This window comes from Thermoleptolyngbya sp. M55_K2018_002, assembly GCF_015295965.1.
GTDB lineage: Bacteria > Cyanobacteriota > Cyanobacteriia > Elainellales > Elainellaceae > Thermoleptolyngbya > Thermoleptolyngbya sichuanensis.
Genome location: NZ_DVEA01000213.1, coordinates 1 through 22,365, shown reverse-complemented (window position 1 = coordinate 22,365; position 22,365 = coordinate 1). Strand labels below are relative to the sequence as shown.

The following is a 22,365-nucleotide window of genomic DNA, read 5'->3' as shown; positions in this document are numbered from 1 at the left end:
TGGATCGATTATCTGAAGAGGCGGCCCAGCGGGATGCGTCGCTGAATGCCAAGCTAGATCGATTGACTGAGGCGATCGCCGCGTTCGTTGACCAGACCCAGCAGCGAACCGTCGCCATTGACGACAGACTTGACCGCATTGCGATTACGTTGGAAAGCCAGAACCGGGCGCTAGAAGGGCATATTCGCCTAGCGGAACAGCAGGCGCAGAGTGTGGCGACGCTCACGACGCTGGTTTCTCAGCTCCTTGCAGCCAGGGTATGAAGAGATAAAGCCCGTGATGAGGATTGAACTCATGACCTCACCCTCACCAAGAATGAGGCTATTGCACTGGGCTAACATCAATTCTCCAAATACCCGCTACACAGAGAGCATTGACAATCCAATCCCATTGAGTCAGCGATCGCAGTGATTCAGCCGAAAGGCGACAAACCCACTGGCTGATGGCGTGCTGGAGTTGGCAAGCATCACCAACGTGAACCCAAGCTAGCTCCCGTTTCAGCGCTCGCCAGACCCGCTCAATGGGGTTGACCTCAGGGCAATAAGGCGGCTGAAACACCAAGATGGCTTTGTCTGATCGGCGCTTAGGTGCCCCTTGCTGTTCTTCCAAGACGGCTTTTAGTGCTTCTGCTGTTTCAGCGATATCGATTTTGAGGACTCCACTCACGGCGGCTGATTGCCAGCTAGGAGGTCGGCAAGTTAGACACATTCAGCCGCAGGCGATAGTTCACCGTGGCGCTAGAAGCCGTCGAAACGCGCACAAAATAGGTGCTGGGCATAAGGCCCGTCAGGCTAAACTTGCGAACCCCCGCTAGCACAGGAAACGACAGCTTTTGCCCGCCAAACCTCAGCACTCTGCCCCTGGCATTTAGCACCGCAAGCTGAACAGTCGGCGCACCCGACTTGCGAAACACAATCTGCATGGTAGACGGATTTTTCACCACCAGTCGATACAGGTCGCGGTCTGACCGACTGACCGAATCCAGTCGATTAAACTTTCCAGGGATCGGTCTGACCCGTAGCGCAGATCCCAGCGTCCCTCCGGGTTCTTGCTGAGAGGCACGGGCGGCGGTTCGCACGCTGAGCGCAGCCAGGGGCGAAGATCTGGCAGGCACAGAAAGACTGCGATTAGCGAAGAGATTGGATTTTAGAGGCTGAGACATGACGATTTTCGACAATTTTCAAAACAGGAAGACTTATAGCTTATCCCTGGAAATACGGAAATGACGATGTGCTTTTTATAAAGCTTAAACATTCTCAAAAATTAGACCACCAATTCCCAAATGATTCTTTCGTCTTTGGTGCGATCAGGCTTGAGTTGGGAAGGATTGTAAAGATATTGTTATGGAGTCCACAGCATAGTGTCGGGCGCACACCATGCTGTAACCGGGCAGCTTGGTGAAGCTTGAAGCTTATAGGTGAAGCTGATAAAGGTGAGCCGCGTTGCTAGGGCTGGTGTGCCTCTGGGTTGGCGCAGTTTCCATGCAGTCAAAATCAACGCCCAAACGTTTGATCCCAAACGTTTGATTACGGACAGAACTTACGCATTTGCGATAGGCTCTTTGGGTTTTGGACAATTTCTCGCTGGCCACGCCCGTAAGAACCCGTGAGAAATTGCCCAACTGCGTAAGTCCTATAAGTCCTAACGGAATAATAAAGATTAAAGAGGCGCAGGATGAATCGATTGAAGTGGCTGAGTGTCTTTGTTCTGATGGTGCTGCTGGTGGGCAGTTTGGTGTGGCCGGCGACGACGCTGGCGGCTCCGGGTTCGACCGCAATGTCCCCTGCCTCGCTTTCGATGGCCGTGTTTGCTGAATCTTCTGGAGGTGCTTCGTTGTTTTCTTTTTCTGGATCGCGTCCCACCAATCTGGGAGTAAAGGACGGTAAGCTGGCAGCTTGCCCTGGCTCACCCAACTGCGTCAATAGTCAGGCTCCGGGGTCGGATGCCGAGCATTACATTGCGCCTCTGAGCTATAGCGGCACCCCGGCCGAGGCGATCGCCCGTCTCAAGGGCATCATTACCGCCATGCCGCGCACCCAGATCATCACCGAGTCTGATCATTACCTCTACGCCGAGTTCACCAGCGCCCTGATGGGGTTTGTGGACGATGTGGAGTTCTACGTAGACGAGGCGGCGGGCGTGGTGCAGGTGCGATCAGCCTCGCGCCTGGGTCAGTCTGATTTGGGCGTGAATCGCAAGCGAGTTGAGGAAATTCGGGCTAAGCTGTAGAAATTTTGGATTGGGGATTTTGGATTGGGGATTTTAGATTGAGCAAGAGGGTTGGGGCGATCGCCCGGTTCTCTCTTCGCTTCTAGTCCAAAGTCCCTCTCGGTTTTCTGCAAAAAAAAAGAGGCGAGAACGCAGCACATTCCCGCCTCCGTTTTGCTGTGCAAACCAAACTGTCCTGCTGTGCAAACCAAACTGTCTTGCTGTGCAAACCAAACTGTCTTGCTGTGCAAACCAAACTGTCTTGCTGGGCTTGCCCTCACCCTCTGCTGTCGATTTTCTATCGATTCGCTTCAGTGGCGTTACGAATAAAATTGCTGAACGCCTTGAAAACGCTCGACTAGCAATCCAAAATCGCAAATCCAAAATCCGAGAATCGAGATGACCTCCAGCCCTACAGGGGCTTGCCAAAGTTTTGCGTCCAGTAGTGGTAATAATTCACCTGGCCGGTGTCATTGGCGAGGTAGTGGTAGCCGATGCCGATGTCCTGATAGTTGGGATTGAGCATCGCCGCCCGATGTCCGGGGCTGTTGATCCAGGCATTCACCACAGCCTGGGGTGTGGTGTAGCCCGCAGCAATGTTTTCGCCCGTAAACGACCACTGATATCCAGCCGCCGTAACCCGCTGACTAAAGGAGGAGCCATCTTTGCCTGTGTGGCTAAAGAAGTCCTGGTTCGCCATATTGATGCTGTGCCCCTGGGCAGCATTACTCAGCTTACTGTTGTAAGATAGCGACCGTAGTCCGTTTTGCTGGCGAAACGCATTAGTCAGCCGCAGCACTTCGGCGATGAACCCAGTCGGCTGGGTTTCGCGAGTGCCACCACCGGAGGATGTATCCGATGGGCTCGTTTCCATTGCCAGGTTGTAATTGAGACTGCCGCCCTGGCTGCGGACTCTGAGGAAGAACGTACCCGTCAGGTTTTTGGCTGCGAGCGTGTTAGATTGCCCAGGGCGAATGGGCATTCTGCCTTTAACCTCGTTGGCATCGAGGCGACCGTTGTTGTTCAGGTCTTGAATCAGGTGGGCGATCGCCCCTGTGCCGCTGCCAGTTCCCGAAGCTGCAATGGTGACATTGCTAGCTCGGTTGAAATTGAGGCGGTAGATGTCATCCCGATCGCCAGAGCCGACCCATTCGCTAAGATTCAGCTTTCCAGAAGAGAAGCGGAGCCTGCGGGCCGTTGCAAAGGTGTTTCCAGCGGTATCTTTCTGCATATCAGTGGATGACTGCATATCGGGTGGACTCTTCCAGTAAGGCCCATCCGTACAGTTAGCGCCAACCTGGTATACACGGAGACTCTTTACACTTAAATTACGAACTGTCAAGCGAATAAAAGCTTGACCTGAATTCGCCTGAATTCGTCTATTTCAATACCGTTGAAGGGCGATCGCCCATCCCAAAAAAGATATCAAATTTAGATATCGAATAATTCTGGATGGAAATTAATATACTTGCACTACCGCCTCTGTACCTTCAGGTATCGATTCAAACTGCGCCATACCGTGCAACTACGCGCAGGTTCGCGTCGTCCACCGCGTCGTCCAAATTTGCACGAGCCGAATTTGACTGGGCCAGCGCCAAGTGATCTGAAGTTTTGAGCCAGGCCCAAAGCTGATCGCCGATTGAAAAATGCCACCATTCATTGGGATGGCGACAGAAACCTGCCGATTGTAGGGCGGTGGCCAGGCGCTGGCGATTTTGGTGAGCGATCGCCCGCGTTGGGTCATAGCGGTCGGAAGTGGGGTCGGCGTAAGGCGCAAAGTAATCGGGGTAGGAGCGGGGGCTGAGTTCGTCGATTGGAGAACCCATCTCGGCGGGTTGACCGCTGGCATCGAGCAGGGTGACATCGACGGCTGCACCAGTGCTGTGGGGCGGTGGCATGGCGGGATTATGGTTGGGCACGGCCCAAAACCGATAGACCTGCTGCCAGAAGTTATGCTGCTGGGCCTCGCTGAGTGTGGCAGGGTCTAGTCCGTGCGATCGCACTAGGTCTTGAAAGGTATAGTCCACCATGAACTGCTGCACGGCGATAGGTCGATAGGCATCGAAGATCTGGATGCGCCAGCCAGGGCAGCGTTCCTGCAAGTTTGCCTGGGCCAGCCGCAGCCGCTCCAGCACGCCCTGCCGCACAAAGAACGGAGAGCGATCGCCATAGGGCGCACCCAGCACCGCGTAGGGATGGGGTTCCACCTGCGCAAATTCATCGGCGGGAATCTCCACCAGCGGCTCACCGCAGTCCTCAATTGCCACCTGCTGATAGGGCTTCATGGCTCGCTGATGGGAGAAGAATCGGGATTGCCCAGATCACTGCTTTCGCTCGGCGCGTCGCTCTCTTGCCCCCCAACGACCCGATTGCGCCCCAGGGCCTTTGCCCGCAGCAGGTTTTGGTCGGCCCGGCGCAGCAGGCTGATGCCCCGCGCATCGTCCTGCACCACCAGCGATGCAGTGCCTGCGCTGATAGTGATGTTGAGATCCAGAGAGTCGTCGATAACAAATGGCTGGTCGCTGATGAGCCGACAGATGCGGTTGGCGATCGCCTCTGCTTCCTGATTGCCCGTATCGCTGAGAATAATCACAAACTCTTCGCCGCCATAGCGAAATGGCGTGTCATAAAAGCGCAGGTTGTGCCGCAGCCGCGAGGCAATCAACTGCAAAGCGCGATCGCCCACCAGATGCCCATAGGTGTCGTTGATGCTCTTAAAGAAGTCTACATCCAACATCAGCAGACTAATGGGCATTCCCCGCAGCCGCGCATTATGAATCTGCCGGGGGAGTTCCCACTCAAAGGCGCGGCGGTTGTTTAGCTCGGTGAGCGGGTCTGACAGGGCGATCGCCGATAAAATATCATTGGTGCGAATTAACTCTCGATGGTTTTGCACACGCCGCAGCCCCGCCTGCACATGGGCACTGATCAGCGACTGATCGCTTTTTTCAGACGACTTATTCTGCAACTCGGCTCGCCACAGCTTTACATAGGCATCCGCCCCCATGATGAGGGCCGAAGTTTCCAGGTACGCATCATCTTGGGGGCGATCGCCCAGTTCGTTCGGCGCAGGCGGCTGCCGATCATCCACCACCACGCAATAGATCCACGCCAGATGGCTCTGCGTCTTAACCCGCTGGCACAGATCCAGGCTGCCCGGCTGAGTCGCTTGGATAATCAGCAAGTCAGGCTGCTGCGCCTGGATGAGCGGGGTTGCTTCATGCGGATTGGGCGCAACCTCTAGAGTAAACGCTGCCAGATCAGGGGTTAGAGCCGAAAGGGATGCCAGAAATTCGCGATCCCCCACAATGAGAATCGAAGCGTCCATGGAATGCGGAGCCTACCTCGAAAATCTAAAAGACCAGTCGCCAAATTGATGAATCGCCTGTTTGCCTAAGCTAACAAATGCCTAAACAGCTTGAAGAGAAGCCTCTCCAGCCGCTAAATCATCTTCAGAATAGAAAATAAGGCGTATCGTTAGACTCAGCTTTTATAGAAGAAATCCTGCAAAAGCAATTTAGTCAGATCCCCTACACCACGTAGGGCATTAAAAATAGAATCAACTCAAAATTCAAACTGCTACACGCATTCTTTAACCCAATAAAGTCACGGATAAAAAAAGATACATTGGTCAGACTCATCATTTCGGAATTTGCAGAATAATTTTTACGATTTCCCTAAGTTTTTCCAATTCGTCTAATTTAAGGGTGTAAGAATATACCCAATTAAATACGATTTACTGCCCCCCAATCTGCACATCTCCATGAATCTGAGCATTTAATACAGGCTGGCAATAGGATGGTCTGCAACACGACAGAACAATCAAGTGCAGCAACGCCTGAATTGCCCCTATACGGATTCGGATTCACCCTTGATCAGGGAGATTCCAAAGCAGGTATCGCGCAAGTGAATGCAGCGTTACAAAATAATGCAAAACTCAGGACGGTGAGAGGAGTGAAGTGAGAGGAGTGAAAATATAAATAGACGGAGCAACCCTTCTCAGAAGCCACAACCGTCAGTTCAAGTAGCCCCGTGAGCCAAAATGCAGCGGACTATACAGCTACAGATGAGCCAAACGTGGATTCCAAAGTGCGAAGCAATCCGCACCAGGACACATGGACCAGGCCAAGTATGCTGTCAGGTGCTGCAAGCAGGACTCCGAAACCCCATAGCCTGTCACACCTGGATCAGCCGCCAGGTGATTAGCAGAACTGCCCAGCGCCAAATTTGGCTCAATAAAGTCCAGCTTTGGAAGATTTCGGTCAGCTATCCCAATCGCCACACTTGAAACTACCACAAACCTGCCGCATGAGAATTGAGAATACAGAGAAATCCCAGGACACTCATCATCAAAAACATTACCTAAATACACAGCATCACCCCAAATTGACGCGGAATTGCTGACTCAATTCTGCTTGAAGCTGTGAAAACCTGAGCGAAATTGTGGGTGACAGGCGCGCTGGCACGCATCAGAGACACCGCTGATATAGATTGGACTTACGCAAACCTCGGAGGTTTTAACCAAGAATCAAGCATCGTGACCAACGTAGTGGCTTAAACCTCCGAGGTTTTGGTCAAAATGCGTAAGTCCTATAGACACCGCTGATATAGACACCGCTGATGGTTAGATTCAGCAACACTGTTCAGTCTGCTTGCTCAAGTTTGTTTGCTCAAGTCTACTATCTAGCACAGAGTTGCTGTCTAAAATAATGTGCTGCCGCTAAATAATGCGCTGTTGCTAATGCGGCACTGATGGGTTTTGTCAGGATACCCAAAGTCCAGCAAAATTCTCTCAGCATTTCCTGATTTTTGGGTTGCTGAATCTGCCAGCCAGATAGCAAGATCGTAGTAACCAGGATTTTTGATAAGATTTGCGTCGTTCCAATTGTGTGGCTTGTTGCGTGGCTTGTTGTGTGGCTTGCAATTGTTCGGCTCGCAGTTATGTGGCTTGTAGTTGTTTGGTTGGCAGTTGTTTGGCTTGCAAGCGTCTGCCTGAGCGATTTAGCAAGCCGTATTGGGTTCATCGAGACTCGTGCGATCGCCCCTATCCTGAGCCATACCCCCTTAGCCCAGCCCTGCCCGCAACTGCTTGCAGTCCTGATCTCCAATCCCTCTCCCGGCCTGTTTCGAGTTAATCTATGCCTAAATCGCCGCCCAAATCGTCGTCCCGTTCCGCCGCTTCGACCCAGCCGCCCCACCTCAGCGGGGCGCAGATTCGCCAGACCTTTCTTGATTTTTATGCCGAGCGGGGGCATCAGGTTCTCCCCAGCGCTTCGCTCGTGCCCGAAGACCCAACGGTGCTGCTGACGATCGCCGGAATGCTGCCGTTCAAGCCAATTTTCCTGGGGCAGCGGGCCGCCGAGTTTCCCCGCGCCACCTCTTCGCAAAAGTGCATTCGCACCAACGACATCGAGAACGTCGGCCGCACGGCTCGTCACCACACTTTCTTTGAAATGCTGGGCAACTTTAGCTTTGGCGACTATTTCAAAGAAAAGGCGATCGCCTGGGCGTGGGAACTCTCGACCGAAGTCTTTAAGCTGCCTCCAGAACGATTGGTGGTCAGCGTCTTTCGGGAAGACGACGAAGCCTTCGCCATCTGGCGCGACCAGATCGGCATTCCCGAAGCCCGCATTAAGCGGATGGACGAGAAAGACAACTTCTGGCAGTCTGGCCCGACGGGCCCCTGCGGCCCCTGCTCCGAGATTTACTACGACTTTCACCCAGAGCGGGGCGACGATCATATCGATTTAGAAGACGACATCCGCTTCATCGAGTTCTATAACCTGGTGTTTATGCAATACAACCAGGACGCAGAGGGCAACCTGACCCCGCTATCCGCGCAGAACATCGACACGGGCATGGGGCTGGAGCGGATGGCGCAGATTCTTCAGCGCGTGCCGAATAACTACGAAACCGACCTGATTTTCCCGATTATCCAAACCGCCGCGCAGATTGCAGGTCTGGACTATGCTGCCTGCGACGAAAAAACAAAAACCTCGCTGAAGGTGATCGGCGACCACGTTCGCGCTGTGACGCATCTGATCGCCGACGGGGTGAATGCCTCTAACTTGGGGCGGGGCTATGTGCTGCGTCGCCTGATTCGCCGTGTGGTGCGCCACGGGCGGCTGATTGGCATCGAGCAGCCGTTCATTACCCAGGTGGCCGAGTCGGCGATCGCCCTTGCTGAAGCTGCCTACCCCAACCTGCGCCAGCGCGAAAAAGCCATCAAGGCTGAACTGGCGCTGGAAGAATCCCGTTTTCTGGAAACCCTGGAGCGTGGCGAAAAGCTGCTGGCAGACATCATTGCCAAGTTGCCTGCAAAGGGGCAGATTTCGGGACAGGATGCCTTCACGCTCTACGACACCTACGGCTTTCCGCTGGAGCTGACCCAGGAAATTGCCGAAGAAGCAGGACTGACGGTGGACACCGACGGCTTTGAGGTAGAGATGGAGAAACAGCGCGATCGCGCTCGGGCAGCCCACGAAACCATCGATCTCACCGTGCAGGGCAGCCTCGACACGCTGGCGGAGAACCTGCACGAAACCAGCTTTTTGGGCTATACCCAGCCGCAATCGGAGGCGGAAGTGAAGCTGGTGCTGGTGCAGGGCAAGCCTGTGGACACGGCCGCTGCGGGAACCGACGTGCAGGTGATTCTCGACCAAACGCCGTTTTATGCCGAATCGGGTGGGCAGGTGGGCGATCGCGGCGTTCTACTGGGTGAAGCAGGGCTGCGGGTGCGCGTTCAAGACGTGCAAAAGGATGGAGCGATTTTTGTTCACTTTGGCACAGTGGAAGCGGGCACACTGAAAACGGGCGATCGCCTCATCGCCCAGATCGACCTCGCCTGCCGCCGCCGCGCCCAAGCCAACCACACGGCGACGCACCTGCTCCAGGCTGCACTGAAGAAACTCATTGATGAGAACATTGGTCAGCAGGGATCAATGGTCGCCTTTGACCGATTGCGGTTTGACTATAACTTGGCGCGGCCGCTGACGGCGGAGGAAATTCAGCAGATCGAAGACCAGGTGAATACCTGGATTGCCGAAGCCCACGCAGCGGACGTGTCTATCATGCCGCTGGCCACTGCCAAAGCCAAGGGCGCAACCGCCATGTTTGGCGAAAAATATGCCGACGAGGTGCGCGTTATCGACTTTCCTGGCGTGTCGATGGAACTGTGCGGCGGCACCCACGTCAGCAACACGGCTGAGATTGGTCTGTTCAAAATCATCTCGGAAACGGGCGTGTCTGCTGGGGTGCGCCGCATCGAAGCCGTTGCGGGGCCTGCGGTGCTGGAATACCTGAACCTGCGCGACAGGGTGGTGCGCGACTTGGGCGATCGCTTCAAAGCCAAGCCCGAAGAGATTCCCGACCGCATCACCGCGCTTCAGGACGAGCTAAAGACGACTCAGAAAGAACTCGCCGCGTTGAAGGCAGAACTGGCGATCGCCCAATCGGATCAGCTGATCGACCAGGCAGAAATGCTGGGCGATTTCAAAATCCTGGTGGCAGAAATGCCCAATGCCGATGCAGACGCGCTGAAAACCGCCGCCGAACGGTTGCTGCAAAAGCTAGGCGAAGGCGCAGTATTTCTCGGTTCTGCCCCCGCCGCCGATAAAGTCGCCCTCGTCGCTGCCTTTAGCCCAGCGGTCAACCAAAAAGGACTGCAAGCCGGAAAGCTGATCGGGGCGATCGCCAAACTCTGCGGCGGCGGCGGCGGCGGCCGACCCAACTTTGCCCAGGCTGGCGGCCGCGACCCTAGCAAGCTGACCGAAGCCCTCACCGAAGCGCGATCGCAGATCCATGCCGCTTTAGGTTAGCCGCTCTGGGTTAAACGTCCGAACGAGATGTGCAACATTGCCAACCTCCCTCCCCCTTTGCTGGTATGCCGAAGGCGTTAAGCCCGCTCTGGAAGAAAAGGCTGGGGGATGAGGGGGGCGGAATGCAAGATCAAATATTGCCAGGTTAATAGGATCAGGACTGACGCACTTGCGATAAGCTCTTTGGGTTTTGGACAATTTCTCACAGGTTGCGCCCGCGAGAAATTGTCCAACTGCGTAAACCCTAAGGATGTCCTGATCACTGCTGCTGTGGCTCTCCAAACCACTTGCGGCACAAAAACTCGAAGTATTCCTTTTCTTGCAGGGTTAGCAGAGCGCGATTGATCTCTTCGCGGAGGTCGTCGCCCTCCCGCAGGGCAATGCCGTAGTGTTCCCGGCTGAGGCGATCGCCCGCCATCACTAGGTCAGGCTCCTGAGCTGTCAGGTATTCTGCCACAGGACGGTCTATCACAATTGCCGCCACTTCGCCCGACCGCAGTGCCCTCAGCGAGGCTTTCAAATCCTCCATTGGCACTCGCTTCACGGGCTTGGTTCGCAAAAAATAATCGGCAGTCGTGCCCTGGCTTGCGCCGATGGGCTGTCCGGCAAGATCGCTCAGGCTTTGCACCGGGGCAGCCTGCTGGCGAGCCGTCGTCATCGCCGAGATAAAGTCCGCCAGGATGAAAAAGCTAACCCCCATCCAGAGTCCCGCCACAATGCGCCCCGGCAAGCCCACAGGCGTAACATCGCCATAGCCAAAAGTGCCCAGCGTCACCACCGCAAACCAGATGCCCTGCCCAATCCCGGCTAGCGGCCCCTGCTGAAAGTGGGGATTGTGTCGCCGCTCAAATAGCCAGATTAAGAATCCGACGACGATCGAGCTAAGCAAAACGCGGCCGACCGCTTGCAAGGCTCTGCCGCCGCCCAGATAATCGAGCAGCCGAGCAACCTGGGATTTTTGCGATCGCATCACGAGTAATTGCAGCCCCGCCTCATAGGTGGGGTGAGAAAAGTCGAGTCCCGTGGCTTCCCGACGGGCAGTGATGGAAATGCCCGCGATCGCCACATCGACCTCGCCTTGCCGCAGCGCATCTAGCAGTTCCGGCGTAGTGTCATAGACCACATACCGGGTTTGGGCGTTAATTTGCGGGGCGATCGCCGTCCACAGGTCAATGCTGTAGCCCGTCGGGTTGCCCTGCTCTGCGGCAAACACAAACGGCTCAATCGGCTTTACGCCCACCCGGAGCGATCGCTCTGCCAGCATGGGCGAAGACACAGGAGAGGGTTGAGCCGTCTGGGCCCAACTGGCTTCTCTCCCAACCGCCACCGCCGCCAGCACACCGCCCACCGCCCACACAGCCGCCTTCCGCCTGGCATCCCATCTCAAGTTCTGTTTCTGTCCCACGCAGATCCTCACGCCTCCCAAGCCGACATTGCACTAGCCATTGCACCCGCTTCCAATACGCCAGTTTCCAATACGATGATTGAGAATGCCAAGCATCCCGGCGACACAGGCTGCCAAAATCTCGCCAAAATCCAAAACCCAAAACCCAAAATCACGTCTGATTCGCCGTTCCCAGGCAATTTCCCTAGCAGGTCTTCCCATCTCCTCCCCGGCTGATGAAAATTCTGTTTCTCGACCAAAGCGGCAAACCAGGCGGCGCAGAGCTTTGCCTGCTAGATATCGCTGCGCCCTACCGGGAAACCTGCCGAGTGGCCCTGTTTGCCGACGGTTCGTTCAAAACTCTGCTGGAGCAGCGCCAGATCCCGGTGCAAGTGCTGATGCAGAACGGGCTGCAAGTTCGCAAAGAGAGCGGACTGCGGCAAGGTTTAACGAGTTTGGGACGGCTTGCGCCGCTGATTGGTCGTGTGGCAAAGCTGGCGCGAGATTATGACCTGATTTACGCCAATACGCAAAAAGCGCTGGTGGTGGGGGCGATCGCCAGCTTTCTGTCCCGCCGCCCGCTGGTCTATCACCTGCACGATATCCTCTCGCTCGACCACTTCAGCCGCACCAACCAACGCATCGCCGTAGCGCTGGCCAATCGCACCGCACTGGTGATTGCCAATTCCCAAGCCAGTCGGCAGGCGCTCATCGACGCAGGTGGAAAGGGCGATCGCGCGGTTGTGATCTACAACGGCTTCCAGCCCGCGGCCTATCGCCAGCCCCGCCAGGATCGAGCCACGCTGCGGCGTGCTTGGGGGCTAGAAGATTCCTTTGTGGTGGGGCATTTCAGCCGTCTGTCGCCCTGGAAGGGGCAGCATGTGCTGGTCGAGGCGCTGGCAGCGTGCCCGCCGCAGGTTGCCGCCGTGCTGGTGGGTGAGGCCCTGTTTGGCGAAGAAGAGTACGCGAAACAATTGCGGCGGCAGGTCGAGGCGCTGGGGCTGGGCGATCGCGTCCGGTTTTTGGGCTTCCAGTCCGACGTGACCTCACTGATGCACGCCTGCGACCTGATTGCCCATACCTCTACCGCCCCGGAACCCTTCGGGCGCGTGGTGGTGGAAGGAATGCTCTGTGGTCGCCCGGTCGTTGCTGCCGACGCAGGCGGCGTGAGGGAATTGATCGATCCAGAAAAAACAGGCTGGCTTACGTCGCCGGGTGATGCCGTTGCGCTGGCCGCTGCGATTCAGCAGTGTTTCCAGCAGCCAGAGGTAGGAGAGGCAAGGGCGATCGCCGCCCAATCTTTCGCCAGCCACCGCTTTCACATTGACCACGTAAATGCCGAAATTCGCGCCCAGTTGCAGCGCATACTGGCAGGAATGGAATGACGGAGCATTGCCGTAGAACCCCAACGCCGCATGTCACAGTGAAGACGGTTGTATGATAAAAAGAACACATTTTTGGCAAATGACCAGGGCGCATCATGGCTCCTGGTACTGCTAGAATCCTTGCTTATCTTTCATTCTGGGTAGATAGTGCGGCTTTGCTAAATCTGCTAAAGCAACTCCAAGACATCATTCGCCGCTGGTGGTCGGAATTTACGCTCCAGACCAAGCTGATGGCGATCGGCACGCTAATGGTGTCGCTGCTGATGAGCGGGCTGACCTTTTGGGCGGTGAACTCAATTCAGCAGGATGCGCGGCTCAACGACACACGCTTTGGCAGCGACCTGGGCTTGTTGCTGTCGGCCAACGTTGCGCCGCTGGTGGGCGAAAACAACCTGACGGAACTGGCTCGTTTCTCCCAGCGCTTCTACAGCAGCACCTCCAGCGTCCGCTACATGCTCTACGCCGATGCCGATGGCGAAATTTTCTTCGGCATCCCCTATTCCCAGTCCGAGGTGCAAAACTCGCTCACCATCCGTCGCCGGATGCAGCTTCCCGAAAACTTCAATCCGGCGCTGGAATATCCGATGGTGCGCCAGCACCTCACGCCCGATGGAGAAGTGACGGATGTCTTCGTGCCGCTGAACTATAACGGCAAGTATCTAGGCGTTTTAGCCATCGGCACAAATCCAAACCCCACTGTGGTCACGTCCTCTCACCTGACGCGAGACGTGACAATCGCCGTTTTCGTGTCCATTTGGGTGATGGTGATCTTGGGGGCGGTGTTTAACGCGCTGCAAATCACCAAGCCGATCAAGGAACTGCTGGTGGGCGTGAAAAACATTGCCGCCGGGAATTTTAAGCAGCGCATCGACCTGCCCTTTGGCGGAGAACTGGGCGAACTGATTCTGAACTTCAACGAAATGGCGGAGCGGCTGGAGCGCTACGAAGAGCAAAACATCGAAGAACTGACCGCTGAAAAGGCCAAGCTGGAAACGCTGGTGTCTACGATTGCTGATGGAGCCGTGCTGCTCGATTCCGATATGGACGTGATCCTGGTAAACCCAACGGCACGCCGTCTGTTTGGCTGGGACAACACGCCGGATTTGCTGGGGCAGCCCGTGCTAAACCTCCTGCCAGAGCCAGTCAAAGCAGCCCTCAGCCAGCCGCTGCAAGAGATTACGCAGGAAGGGCTATCGTCAGACATGCTGCGCGATCGCGCTGAATCAGAGTTCACCATCGCCGTGCCAGAACCCGTCAACCGGACGCTGCGGGTGCTGCTGAATACGGTGCTGGATCAGTCCCGCGAAAATGTGAAAGGCATCGCCATCACGGTGCAGGACATCACCCGCGAGGTGGAGCTAAACGAAGCCAAAAGCCAGTTCATCAGCAACGTATCGCACGAACTGCGAACCCCGCTGTTTAACATCAAGTCGTTCATCGAAACGCTGCATGAGTATGGCGAAGACCTAAGCAACGACGAGAAGCGGGAATTCCTGGAAACGGCAAACCGGGAAACCGATCGCCTGACGCGCCTGGTCAACGACGTGCTGGATCTGTCGCGTCTGGAGTCCAACAAGCGCTATCACTTCGAGGCGATCGACCTGACGCAGCCCATCGAGCAGACCCTCCGCACCCACCAGCTCAACGCCCGCGACAAGGCAATCGAACTGGTGCAGGATGTGGAGCCACACCTGCCGACGGTGCTGGGCAACTATGACCTGCTGCTGCAAGTGCTGAATAACCTGCTGGGCAACGCCCTGAAATTCACCCAGGCAGGCGGGCGTATTGCGATTCGAGCCTACGCAATGGGCTGCGAACCGGAGCATCCCCACCTGGCGACCTGCGTGCGCGTGGAGGTCTCGGATACGGGCATTGGCATCGACGCTGAAGATCAGGCCTGCATCTTCGACCGCTTCTTCCGGGTGGAGAACCGGGTTCACACGCTGGAGGGCACAGGGCTGGGGCTGTCTATCGTGCGGAATATCATCGAAAAGCATCATAGCCGCGTGCATCTGGTGAGCGAAGTCGGCGTGGGGACAACCTTCTGGTTCGATCTGCCCGTGTTCCAAAAAGACACGCCGCTGCTGGATGGGGCGCTGAACAACGGCAAGACCACCGATTCCCCTGCCCCCCCGTCGCTAGAACCGCAGGTGGCAAAATAATTCAGGCCCGGAGAAATTCAGGCTCAGGGAAATTCAGGCTCAGAGAACCAGAAAAGATTTGGCACTCAATCCGACTGTGCGTGCCGCTGAAGCTTTTGCTAAAAATTCAGATTCCTATTCAGATTCCTCAGAGTCCTAAGTGCTTGCTGCTCGGATAGCCGCGATGATTTGTAGGTTCGCCTTGGGAAAAGGGAACTGGTCTAGCTCTGCCGCCGTGACCCAGCGCACCTCGTCGCACTCGATGGGCTGGGGGTCGCCGCTGAGGTGGCGGCAGTGATAGACATTCAGCGTGACGCGGAAGTGGGTATAGGCGTGGTCGATGACAATCAGGCGATCGCCCACTTCAATTTCAATCCCCAACTCTTCCCGAATTTCGCGGCGGATACAGTCTTGCACCGTTTCGCCCGGCTCGATCTTGCCGCCTGGAAATTCCCATAGCCCGCCCAGCAGTCCTTCGGGCTTGCGCCGATCGATCAGGATGTGTCCCTGCTCGTTCCAGATGACGGCCACGCCGATTTGCTTGTGGGGCAGCGGGGCGCGAGTTTCGGCAATGGGCAATTCGTTCTGCATATTTCGCTGATGGGCAAGACAGTGGGGTTGCCAGGGACAGATCAGGCAGGCGGGGTTGCGCGGCGTGCAGCAGGTCGCACCCAGATCCATCAGCGCTTGGTTAAAATCTCGTGGACGCTGCGGATCGAGGAGCGCTTCCGACGCTTGCCAGAGTGCAGCCAGAGCGCGATTGGGCGGCACTACTACTGCCAGCAGTCGCGCCAGCACTCGCTTCACATTACCATCCAAAATGGGCACGGGTTGGTTAAATGCGGCACTGAGGATGCCCCCAGCGGTGGTGCGCCCGATGCCGGGGAGGGTGAGCGCTGCGGCCAGATCGGCGGGAAACTGGCCGCCATGTTGCTCAACGATCACCTGGGCAGCGCGATGCAGATTTCGGGCACGGGCATAGTATCCCAGCCCTTCCCAGGCTTTGAGGACTTGAGTTTGGTCGGCGGCGGCCAGTGCGGTCACGGTAGGAAACTGCGCCAGCCAGCGCTCGTAGTAGGGAATCACCGTTTTCACCTGGGTTTGCTGGAGCATGATCTCCGAAATCCAGATGGCGTAGGGGTCGCGGCTGCGTCGCCAGGGCAGGTCGCGACCTTGGGCCCCATACCAGCGCAAGAGCGATCGCCGCAATTCCGCAATATCCCAACAGGCTGCATTCTCCTCAGCCGCCGTTGCCCCTTCAGCCGCTGCTGCAAAGTAAAAGCTCGACCGACCCACCGGATCGACCGAGCTAGAACCCAGAAAACAGGAGTTAAAATCCGAACCTTGACTCACAGACGCACCTAACCAACTTCGGGCACATCCTGGAGCGATCGCTCAAACGCCATGCGCTGCTCAGCGTTGCGGAGAAAGTAGCCGCTCATCATCGCCGAAGCCAGCAGGCGACCCAGATTCTCGCGGCTGGTCGTAATCGACACGTCAAAATGCTCAGAGGGCAAGCCACCCAGCAGTCCGATAATGTTGCGTTCCATGACCTGAAACACTTCCTGAGAGCCAGGCTTGGAGAGCTGAGCGACCGTCTCAGGACTCATGGATTGGACATACTGCCAGAGCAAATTTCCCGATTCTGCACCATCGCCAAACAGCTCTGAGATTTTGTTAGACGCATTGTTCACAGCAGTAACCTCGCTCAGACAGTGGTTATTGATTAATACTGTAACAATCCTGCCGGGACAGGGGGAGGTGGGTGAACCGAACCGCCAGGTGTCAATTTTGCGAATTTGCCCCCGCCCTTCTACTCCCTCCTGTTTCCCTTCAGGCGGGCACAACGGCAATGCACTCAATCTCTACGCGCACGTCCTTGGGCAGCCGCGCCACCTGCACACAGGCCCTCGCTGGGGCCGTTGCTTCATCAAAAACGCGGGTATACACACCGTTCATAGCCACAAAGTCATTCATGTCGGCTAAGAAAACCGTGGTCTTGACCACATCGGCAAAGGTTGCGCCCGCAGCTTTCAAAATTGCTTCCAGATTGGCCAGCACTTGCTCTGTTTGGGTGGCGACATCTTCGCCCACGATCGCCCCTGTTTCGGGATGCAGCGGGATCTGCCCCGCCACAAACACCAATCGTCCCTGAGCGGCGATCGCCTGACTGTAGGGCCCCACCGGAGCCGGAGCCGCCTCCGTCCGAATCACTTCCCGCATATCTCCTCCTCACCTCATATTAATTCTGAAGATTAATTCTGAGATTGATCTCACGTTTATCTCAGGTTTTATACCAGCTTTGGCCGCAGCCCATGCTCCCGAAAATAGCGATAATCCCGCAAGATCCGGTCATGGTCAAAGCACAAATTGCTGGGCAAATCCCAAATCTCAAACACGCCCAGATTTTTGGCATCGTCGCCCGCAAAGGGGTCGCCCTTGGCCGTTGCCAAAAACACAACGCTGAGGGTGTGCAACCGGGGGTCTCGCTGCGGGTCGGAATAAACCTGAAACTGCTCCGTTAGCTTGACTTGTAGCCCAGTTTCCTCAGCGGCCTCGCGCTCGGCAGCATCCTCCACCGACTCGCCATAGTCCACAAATCCCCCCGGCAGAGCCCAGCCAAAGGGCGGGTTTAGCCGCTCGATTAGCACAATGGGTCGGTAGGGCCGATCCATGAGTTCAATGATGATATCTACGGTGGGAACGGGATTCCTGTAGCTCACAGGTCTATGTTTTTGAGGGACGTATAGACAGCACCAGACTTGCTAAGCAGCATAGACCCTTTTGGCGCGTCCGAATACCCTGGCAGAATTTAACGTGGGCAAGATTTATTGCTTTGAACCCCGGTGATGTTTTCAGCAAGCAATAGTCATCCCTAGCGGTGGCTCTGGAGCAGTTGCTTGACGGTCTTCAGCAGTTCTGGCGGGTGAAAGGGCTTGGTGATATAAGCATCTGCGCCCTGCTTCATGCCCCAATAGCGGTCAAATTCTTCGCTTTTTGTCGAGCAGATGAGGACGGGAATTTTTTGAGCAGCGGGGTCGTTCTTGATCCAGCGACAAAGTTCGTAGCCGTTCATCTCCGGCATGATCAGGTCAGTGATGACCAGATCCGGCGCGTTGGATTGGATCATCGCCTTGGCCTCGATGCCGTTGGTTGCCTCCATGACTTGGAGCCCGTTGCCCTGAAGCAGTTCCAAAAGCATTTGCCGCAGGGTTTGGCTGTCGTCCACAATCAACACGGTTCTCATGGTTTGTCTTGACTCCGGCTTGCTGGATGAGGGCTGGACAAATCGCAAATCCCTTCAGGAGTATTCCCATTCTCGCCTAGAGAAGGCAGGGCTGACGCACGGCTTGGGCGATCGCCCCAGAATATTGCTCTACATTGCTCCACATTGCTCCACACAATCCTTCCAGAATCTCGTCACAATCTCCAGAGTCCCTTCATAAAGAGTCTCAATCGATGGCATGATAAAGAATTAGGATTGCCTGACATACCTTAACAATTCCTCTCATTTAAGGCTGCGGCTGGAAAACCCTGTGGTGGGGCGAGAAGAGTTGGGTCAGGTTGCCGGATGCTGTGTTGAGCTGCCGATATCTGAATTCAATTTAATTTGCAGGTATCTGAGCCATTTTTGGCAGTTTCACCAGGTTGCAGTTCTGTCCTGTCCGGGGTTCATGCTTAGCCATCGCGGACTGAGCCACCACACCGGGTCAGGATGGAGTTGGGTCTGTAGCTGTCTCAATTTATATTGATGTTCTTGGATGGAAGGAGAACGATTTCTGTGCTTAAGAGATACGTCTGGCTAGTTGTGGGGATAGCCCTTTTTATCTTCCAGGTTGTCGGTGGGGCTGCGATCGCCGCTGAACTCGACGCTGCGACGCGCACGGTGCCTCTCAATGCGGCAGGAGACATGATCACGCTCACGCAAAAGCAGGTTGCAGACGGCAAGCGCCTGTTTAACTATGCCTGTGGTCAGTGTCACGTCGGCGGCATCACCAAAACCGACCCTAACGTGGGGCTAGATCCCGAAACCCTGGCGCTGGCAACGCCCCCGCGCACCAACATCGAAGCCTTGGTGGATTACATGAACAATCCCACCACCTATGACGGACAGACCGAAATTTCGGAACTGCATCCTAGCACCAAGAGTACCGACATCTTCCCCAAGATGCGGAACCTGACGCAGGACGACCTGAAGGTGATTGCGGGTCACATCCTGATTCAGCCCAAGGTGGTGGGCGCTAAGTGGGGCGGTGGTAAGATTTACTACTAATGTTGACACAGCGAATGCTAACGTTCACACGGCGAATGTCTGCACGATGAATGTCTGCACGATGAATGTCTGCACGATGAATGTCTGCACGATGAATGTCTGCACATTGAGTGTCTGCACATTGAATGTCTGCACATTGAGTGTCTGCATTTCTACACAGGGAGTGCGGCCCATCGGTTGAGGTTCACACGGCAGGGTGGCATTTGGTTGTGCCCTACGTGCTTGCAGCCTGTGTGCTTGCACCCGATGCGAACGACCGTGAGACACGCATTCTTTTTGAACGGCGGGTTTTGGCAGCGTTTAGAGCAGTCAATGCCCGCTTTTCTATTAGAAAATGCCATTAGAAAAACTGCCTGCCCATTCTCTTGCTGCTATCGTCTGCCGCTGTCTTGGATCGATTGGATGCGCGACGGCAAAACGCATTGACAAAACGCAATAGCAAAAAACGCAATAGCAGAATATGTAGTCAAGCGATCGTTATTTTCGGACGGGGCAGCCATTATAGTCAGGCTTGTCCTGGTCAGGCGTGTCATGGTTTTGTGTCATGGTTTTACAGATGGCCCCGGCTGCGCGATCGCCCTTCGCTAGATGAATGGTTTGGGTTCCAAGCGACACCGCCAGCGGGTGGCCCAGGTTGCCATAGTTCTTGGCGCTTGGCTCTTGGGCGGATGGCTATTGTATGGCAGCGCCTTTGCACCAGACGAGAGCCAGGGATCTCGACTATTGCTAGAGCAGCAATCCCAGATGGCTCCGGCGCTAATTACCTCACAGGTTGCAAGAGAGCGTGCGGGAGAACGTGCAACTGGGCGTGCAACTGGGCGTGCAGCAGGGCGTGCAGCAGAGATTGCGGTGGGTTCTAGGTCAATAGAGACAGCCGATGCTTTTTGGAAGGAAGCGGGCGATCGCTGGCAGCAGGTGTTTCAGGTCTGGCAGCCGCCGAAGTTTCCAAAGGCAGGCCGCTCTGTAACGCCAAGTAAGACAATGCCAAGTAAAACGGTGCCAAGTAAAACGGTGCCAAGTAAAACGGTGCCAAGTAAAACAATGCCAAGTAAACAGGGCGATCGCCTCATGCTGGGGGACTTAGCGCGTCCTGTTGCTGTTCCTGCGGCAACACTCCCCAGCCCAAACTTGCCTGCCCCTGGATCAGCCCCTTCGACCCTAGAAACCCAGGGGCGATCGCCCGACTCCCGTTCAGCTTTTCCCCAAACGTCAGAACCGCCAGAATATCAGATCAGGGTGCTACAGGGACATCAACGCGCGGTGTGGAGCGTGGCGTTCAGCCCAGATGGAGAGCAAATCGCCACGGCCGGAGCCGACGGCACGGCTCGCCTTTGGGACGATGCAGGTCATGAGCTAGACCAACTGGTGGGCCACGAACGCGCGGTGTGGAACGTGGTGTTTAGCCCGGATGGTCAGCGCCTCGCCACCGCCGGAGCCGACGGCACAGCCCGCCTGTGGGCCCTAGAGGGCGACGAACTGACGGTAATTTCAGCGGGCGATCGCGCGGTGTGGGATGTTGCCTTTAGCCCCGACGGTCAGCACCTCGCCACCGCCAGCACCGACGGCACAGCCCGCCTGTGGGATTTAGAAGGGCGGGAGTTGGTCGTGTTTCGGGGACACAACCGCGCGGTGTGGAGTGTTGCCTTTAGCCCCGACGGTCAGCGCCTCGCCACGGCCGGAGCCGACGGCACAGCCCGGCTGTGGACTTTAACGGGTCGCCAGCTTGCAGTATTTCGCGGGCACGATCGCGCCGTGTGGAGTGTTGCCTTTAGCCCCGACGGCCAGCGCCTCGCCACGGCCGGAGCCGACGGCACGGCTCGATTGTGGAGCCTGACCGGGCGATCGCTCGCCACCTTTGGGGACAATCGACGCGCCGTGTGGGACGTTGCCTTTAGCCCAGATCAGGTGCATCTTGCCACCGCCAGCACCGATGGCACGGTTCGCCTCTGGAACCTAAATGGTGGACTGGTGGAAACCTTTGAGGGACATCGCCGTGCAGTTTGGAGCGTTAGCTTTCGTCCCGATGGCAAATGGCTAGCCTCCGCTGGGGCAGACGGCACCGCTCGGATTTGGGAACTACCCGCGTCACTCAGCGCAGATCCTACCTGATGTAGACGTTCCTTCGGTGGCGATCGCCCTACCGTGTTCCAAAACGCTTAAACCTTAGTGCTCCTTAACGTAACATGCCTCCTTCACCCAACGACCTTCTGGACTTCTGGTTTGGTGCGCCCGACGCGGCAGACCGCAGCTACGAGCAGCGTCGCAAGCTGTGGTTTACCAAAAACCCCAAAACAGACGAACGGATGCGCGATCGCTTCCTGGCGCTCTACGAGCAGGCCGCTAGGGGCGACTTGGACGAGTGGCAGGGGGAACCCCGTTCCTGTCTGGCGCTGGTGCTGCTGCTAGATCAGATTCCGCGCAATATCTTTCGCAACACGCCCAAAGCCTTTGCCACGGACGCAAAAGCACTGGAGGTGAGCCAGGGGGCGATCGCCCGTGGGCTAGATCAGGCGCTGAATCCGCTGGAACGGCTGTTTCTCTACCTACCGCTGGAACATAGCGAAAACCTGGCGCACCAGCAGCAGTGTGTAGACTTGATGCAAAAACTGGCGGCGATCGCCCCCGAACTGCGCGACCCCTATGACTATGCCCTGCGCCACCGCGACATAATCCAGCGCTTCGGCCGCTTTCCCCATCGCAATCACATTCTGGGGCGACGCTCCACATCAGAAGAAGTCGAATTTCTCAAACAGCCCGGTTCGTCATTCTAGGTAGACTATTGTCACTCTGGGCAGACTATGTTAGTTCTCGATTTTGGATTTGAAGGAAGAGCGAAGAAGGAAGAACGAAGAACGAAGAACGAAGAAGGAAGAACGAAAAATCCAAAATCCAAAATCTAAAATCCAAAATCGGTGCAACGCTAGGAGACAACCCGCATGGCAACCTGGATCAAAGAAACCGACTCTGCCATTTACCTGATGGAAGGCGGCTACTACCTTGAGCGAATTTTCAAAAAGCCCCGCGCCAATGGCGAAAAGGAACTCAACATTCGCCCAATGCATGAGTGGTTTAAGCGCGACGATGCGCCGGGGGGCATGGTGGTGGCGGTCGGCGTGCCGGGGCCAGAACCCCAGCCCAAGCCCGGAACCGGCCACGA

19 protein-coding genes and 1 pseudogene are annotated in these 22,365 nt (G+C 56.2%); 9 read left to right on the top strand and 11 right to left on the bottom strand.

Translation table 11 applies throughout. The annotated features are described in order from the left end of the window. A partial coding sequence (locus IGS51_RS10455) for a hypothetical protein (protein WP_297078340.1) occupies window positions 1-263 on the top strand: 263 nt, incomplete at its 5' end. A 58-nt stretch (window positions 264-321) separates the two neighbouring features. Here the strand turns inward: IGS51_RS10455 and IGS51_RS22360 are convergent. Then, window positions 322-708 carry a transposase gene (locus tag IGS51_RS22360; RefSeq protein WP_367279311.1) on the bottom strand — a complete coding sequence of 129 codons (387 nt, stop codon included), beginning with the start codon at window positions 706-708 and terminating at the stop codon, window positions 322-324. Continuing rightward, window positions 683-1,114: a hypothetical protein gene (locus IGS51_RS10450; protein ID WP_297078339.1), complete on the bottom strand. Its 432-nt coding sequence runs from the start codon at window positions 1,112-1,114 to the stop codon at window positions 683-685. Before IGS51_RS10450 ends, IGS51_RS22360 begins: the two co-directional genes overlap by 26 nt. A 560-nt stretch (window positions 1,115-1,674) precedes the next feature. Between IGS51_RS10450 and IGS51_RS10445 the strand changes: the two genes are divergently transcribed. After that, a complete protein-coding gene (locus IGS51_RS10445) occupies window positions 1,675-2,229 on the top strand; it encodes a DUF1499 domain-containing protein (RefSeq protein WP_297078338.1) in 555 nt (184 codons plus the stop codon). Window positions 2,230-2,620: 391 nt separating this feature from the next. Here IGS51_RS10445 and IGS51_RS10440 read toward each other — a convergent pair whose 3' ends face one another. The 3 genes from IGS51_RS10440 to IGS51_RS10430 all read right to left on the bottom strand — a co-directional run bounded on the left by IGS51_RS10440 (window position 2,621) and on the right by IGS51_RS10430 (window position 5,536). Next, on the bottom strand, window positions 2,621-3,457 hold the full coding sequence (locus IGS51_RS10440; protein WP_297078337.1) for a CAP domain-containing protein: 837 nt from the start codon (window positions 3,455-3,457) through the stop codon (window positions 2,621-2,623). Between the two features lie 253 nt (window positions 3,458-3,710). Continuing rightward, window positions 3,711-4,493, bottom strand: coding sequence for a M15 family metallopeptidase (locus IGS51_RS10435; protein ID WP_297078336.1), 783 nt, complete (start codon window positions 4,491-4,493; stop codon window positions 3,711-3,713). After that, entirely contained in the window at window positions 4,490-5,536 is a 1,047-nt protein-coding gene (locus tag IGS51_RS10430) for a diguanylate cyclase (protein ID WP_297078335.1), read from the bottom strand. Before IGS51_RS10430 ends, IGS51_RS10435 begins: the two co-directional genes overlap by 4 nt. A gap of 1,810 nt (window positions 5,537-7,346) precedes the next feature. Here IGS51_RS10430 and alaS point away from each other — a divergent pair. Beyond that, window positions 7,347-10,025 carry an alanine--tRNA ligase gene (gene alaS, locus IGS51_RS10425; RefSeq protein WP_297078334.1) on the top strand — a complete coding sequence of 893 codons (2,679 nt, stop codon included), beginning with the start codon at window positions 7,347-7,349 and terminating at the stop codon, window positions 10,023-10,025. A gap of 259 nt (window positions 10,026-10,284) precedes the next feature. Here the strand turns inward: alaS and IGS51_RS10420 are convergent, their stop codons facing one another. Beyond that, window positions 10,285-11,430 (bottom strand): transporter substrate-binding domain-containing protein, encoded by a 1,146-nt coding sequence (locus tag IGS51_RS10420; protein ID WP_297078333.1) that lies wholly within the window; start codon window positions 11,428-11,430, stop codon window positions 10,285-10,287. A gap of 215 nt (window positions 11,431-11,645) precedes the next feature. On the opposite strand from IGS51_RS10420, the gene IGS51_RS10415 reads away from it, so the two are divergent. After that, the gene (locus IGS51_RS10415; RefSeq protein WP_297078332.1) at window positions 11,646-12,794 is read left to right on the top strand and encodes a glycosyltransferase; all 1,149 of its coding nucleotides are present in this window, start codon (window positions 11,646-11,648) and stop codon (window positions 12,792-12,794) included. Between the two features lie 155 nt (window positions 12,795-12,949). Further along, window positions 12,950-14,956, top strand: coding sequence for a two-component system sensor histidine kinase NblS (nblS, locus tag IGS51_RS10410; protein WP_297078331.1), 2,007 nt, complete (start codon window positions 12,950-12,952; stop codon window positions 14,954-14,956). Window positions 14,957-15,091: 135 nt separating this feature from the next. On the opposite strand, the gene mutY is transcribed toward nblS, so the two are convergent. The 5 genes from mutY to IGS51_RS10385 form a co-directional block, all read right to left on the bottom strand. Further along, window positions 15,092-16,153 (bottom strand): A/G-specific adenine glycosylase, encoded by a 1,062-nt coding sequence (gene mutY / locus IGS51_RS10405; protein ID WP_297078341.1) that lies wholly within the window; start codon window positions 16,151-16,153, stop codon window positions 15,092-15,094. 143 nt (window positions 16,154-16,296) lie between these two features. Continuing rightward, entirely contained in the window at window positions 16,297-16,629 is a 333-nt protein-coding gene (locus tag IGS51_RS10400) for a DUF760 domain-containing protein (protein WP_068515063.1), read from the bottom strand. A 139-nt stretch (window positions 16,630-16,768) separates the two neighbouring features. Further along, window positions 16,769-17,158 (bottom strand): RidA family protein, encoded by a 390-nt coding sequence (locus IGS51_RS10395; RefSeq protein ID WP_172358007.1) that lies wholly within the window; start codon window positions 17,156-17,158, stop codon window positions 16,769-16,771. Between the two features lie 68 nt (window positions 17,159-17,226). Further along, the gene (locus tag IGS51_RS10390; RefSeq protein ID WP_297078330.1) at window positions 17,227-17,658 is read right to left on the bottom strand and encodes an NUDIX hydrolase; all 432 of its coding nucleotides are present in this window, start codon (window positions 17,656-17,658) and stop codon (window positions 17,227-17,229) included. 152 nt (window positions 17,659-17,810) lie between these two features. After that, window positions 17,811-18,182: a response regulator gene (locus IGS51_RS10385; RefSeq protein ID WP_172358005.1), complete on the bottom strand. Its 372-nt coding sequence runs from the start codon at window positions 18,180-18,182 to the stop codon at window positions 17,811-17,813. Between the two features lie 534 nt (window positions 18,183-18,716). On the opposite strand from IGS51_RS10385, the gene psbV reads away from it, so the two are divergent. From psbV to IGS51_RS10365, 4 genes and pseudogenes are all read left to right on the top strand, one after another. Beyond that, window positions 18,717-19,208 (top strand): photosystem II cytochrome c-550, encoded by a 492-nt coding sequence (gene psbV / locus IGS51_RS10380; protein WP_297078329.1) that lies wholly within the window; start codon window positions 18,717-18,719, stop codon window positions 19,206-19,208. 1,041 nt (window positions 19,209-20,249) lie between these two features. Further along, complete coding sequence (locus IGS51_RS10375; RefSeq protein WP_297078328.1) at window positions 20,250-21,317, top strand: WD40 repeat domain-containing protein; 1,068 nt, start codon at window positions 20,250-20,252, stop codon at window positions 21,315-21,317. A 74-nt stretch (window positions 21,318-21,391) separates the two neighbouring features. Continuing rightward, window positions 21,392-21,979 carry a DUF924 family protein gene (locus IGS51_RS10370; RefSeq protein WP_297078327.1) on the top strand — a complete coding sequence of 196 codons (588 nt, stop codon included), beginning with the start codon at window positions 21,392-21,394 and terminating at the stop codon, window positions 21,977-21,979. A gap of 165 nt (window positions 21,980-22,144) precedes the next feature. After that, window positions 22,145-22,365, top strand: a pseudogene (locus tag IGS51_RS10365) (lysozyme); the annotation flags it as partial.

Excerpts from the sequence above, each read along its gene's own strand:
- IGS51_RS10445 (WP_297078338.1), top strand. The coding sequence starts at position 1,675 with ATGAATCGATTGAAGTGGCTGAGTGTCTTTGTTCTGATGGTGCTGCTG.
- IGS51_RS10435 (WP_297078336.1), bottom strand. The coding sequence starts at position 4,493 with ATGAAGCCCTATCAGCAGGTGGCAATTGAGGACTGCGGTGAGCCGCTG.
- IGS51_RS10440 (WP_297078337.1), bottom strand. The coding sequence starts at position 3,457 with ATGCAGTCATCCACTGATATGCAGAAAGATACCGCTGGAAACACCTTT.
- IGS51_RS10415 (WP_297078332.1), top strand. The coding sequence starts at position 11,646 with ATGAAAATTCTGTTTCTCGACCAAAGCGGCAAACCAGGCGGCGCAGAG.
- IGS51_RS22360 (WP_367279311.1), bottom strand. The coding sequence starts at position 708 with ATGTGTCTAACTTGCCGACCTCCTAGCTGGCAATCAGCCGCCGTGAGT.
- IGS51_RS10375 (WP_297078328.1), top strand. The coding sequence starts at position 20,250 with ATGCCAAGTAAACAGGGCGATCGCCTCATGCTGGGGGACTTAGCGCGT.
- IGS51_RS10370 (WP_297078327.1), top strand. The coding sequence starts at position 21,392 with ATGCCTCCTTCACCCAACGACCTTCTGGACTTCTGGTTTGGTGCGCCC.
- IGS51_RS10430 (WP_297078335.1), bottom strand. The coding sequence starts at position 5,536 with ATGGACGCTTCGATTCTCATTGTGGGGGATCGCGAATTTCTGGCATCC.
- alaS (WP_297078334.1), top strand. The coding sequence starts at position 7,347 with ATGCCTAAATCGCCGCCCAAATCGTCGTCCCGTTCCGCCGCTTCGACC.
- IGS51_RS10385 (WP_172358005.1), bottom strand. The coding sequence starts at position 18,182 with ATGAGAACCGTGTTGATTGTGGACGACAGCCAAACCCTGCGGCAAATG.
- IGS51_RS10395 (WP_172358007.1), bottom strand. The coding sequence starts at position 17,158 with ATGCGGGAAGTGATTCGGACGGAGGCGGCTCCGGCTCCGGTGGGGCCC.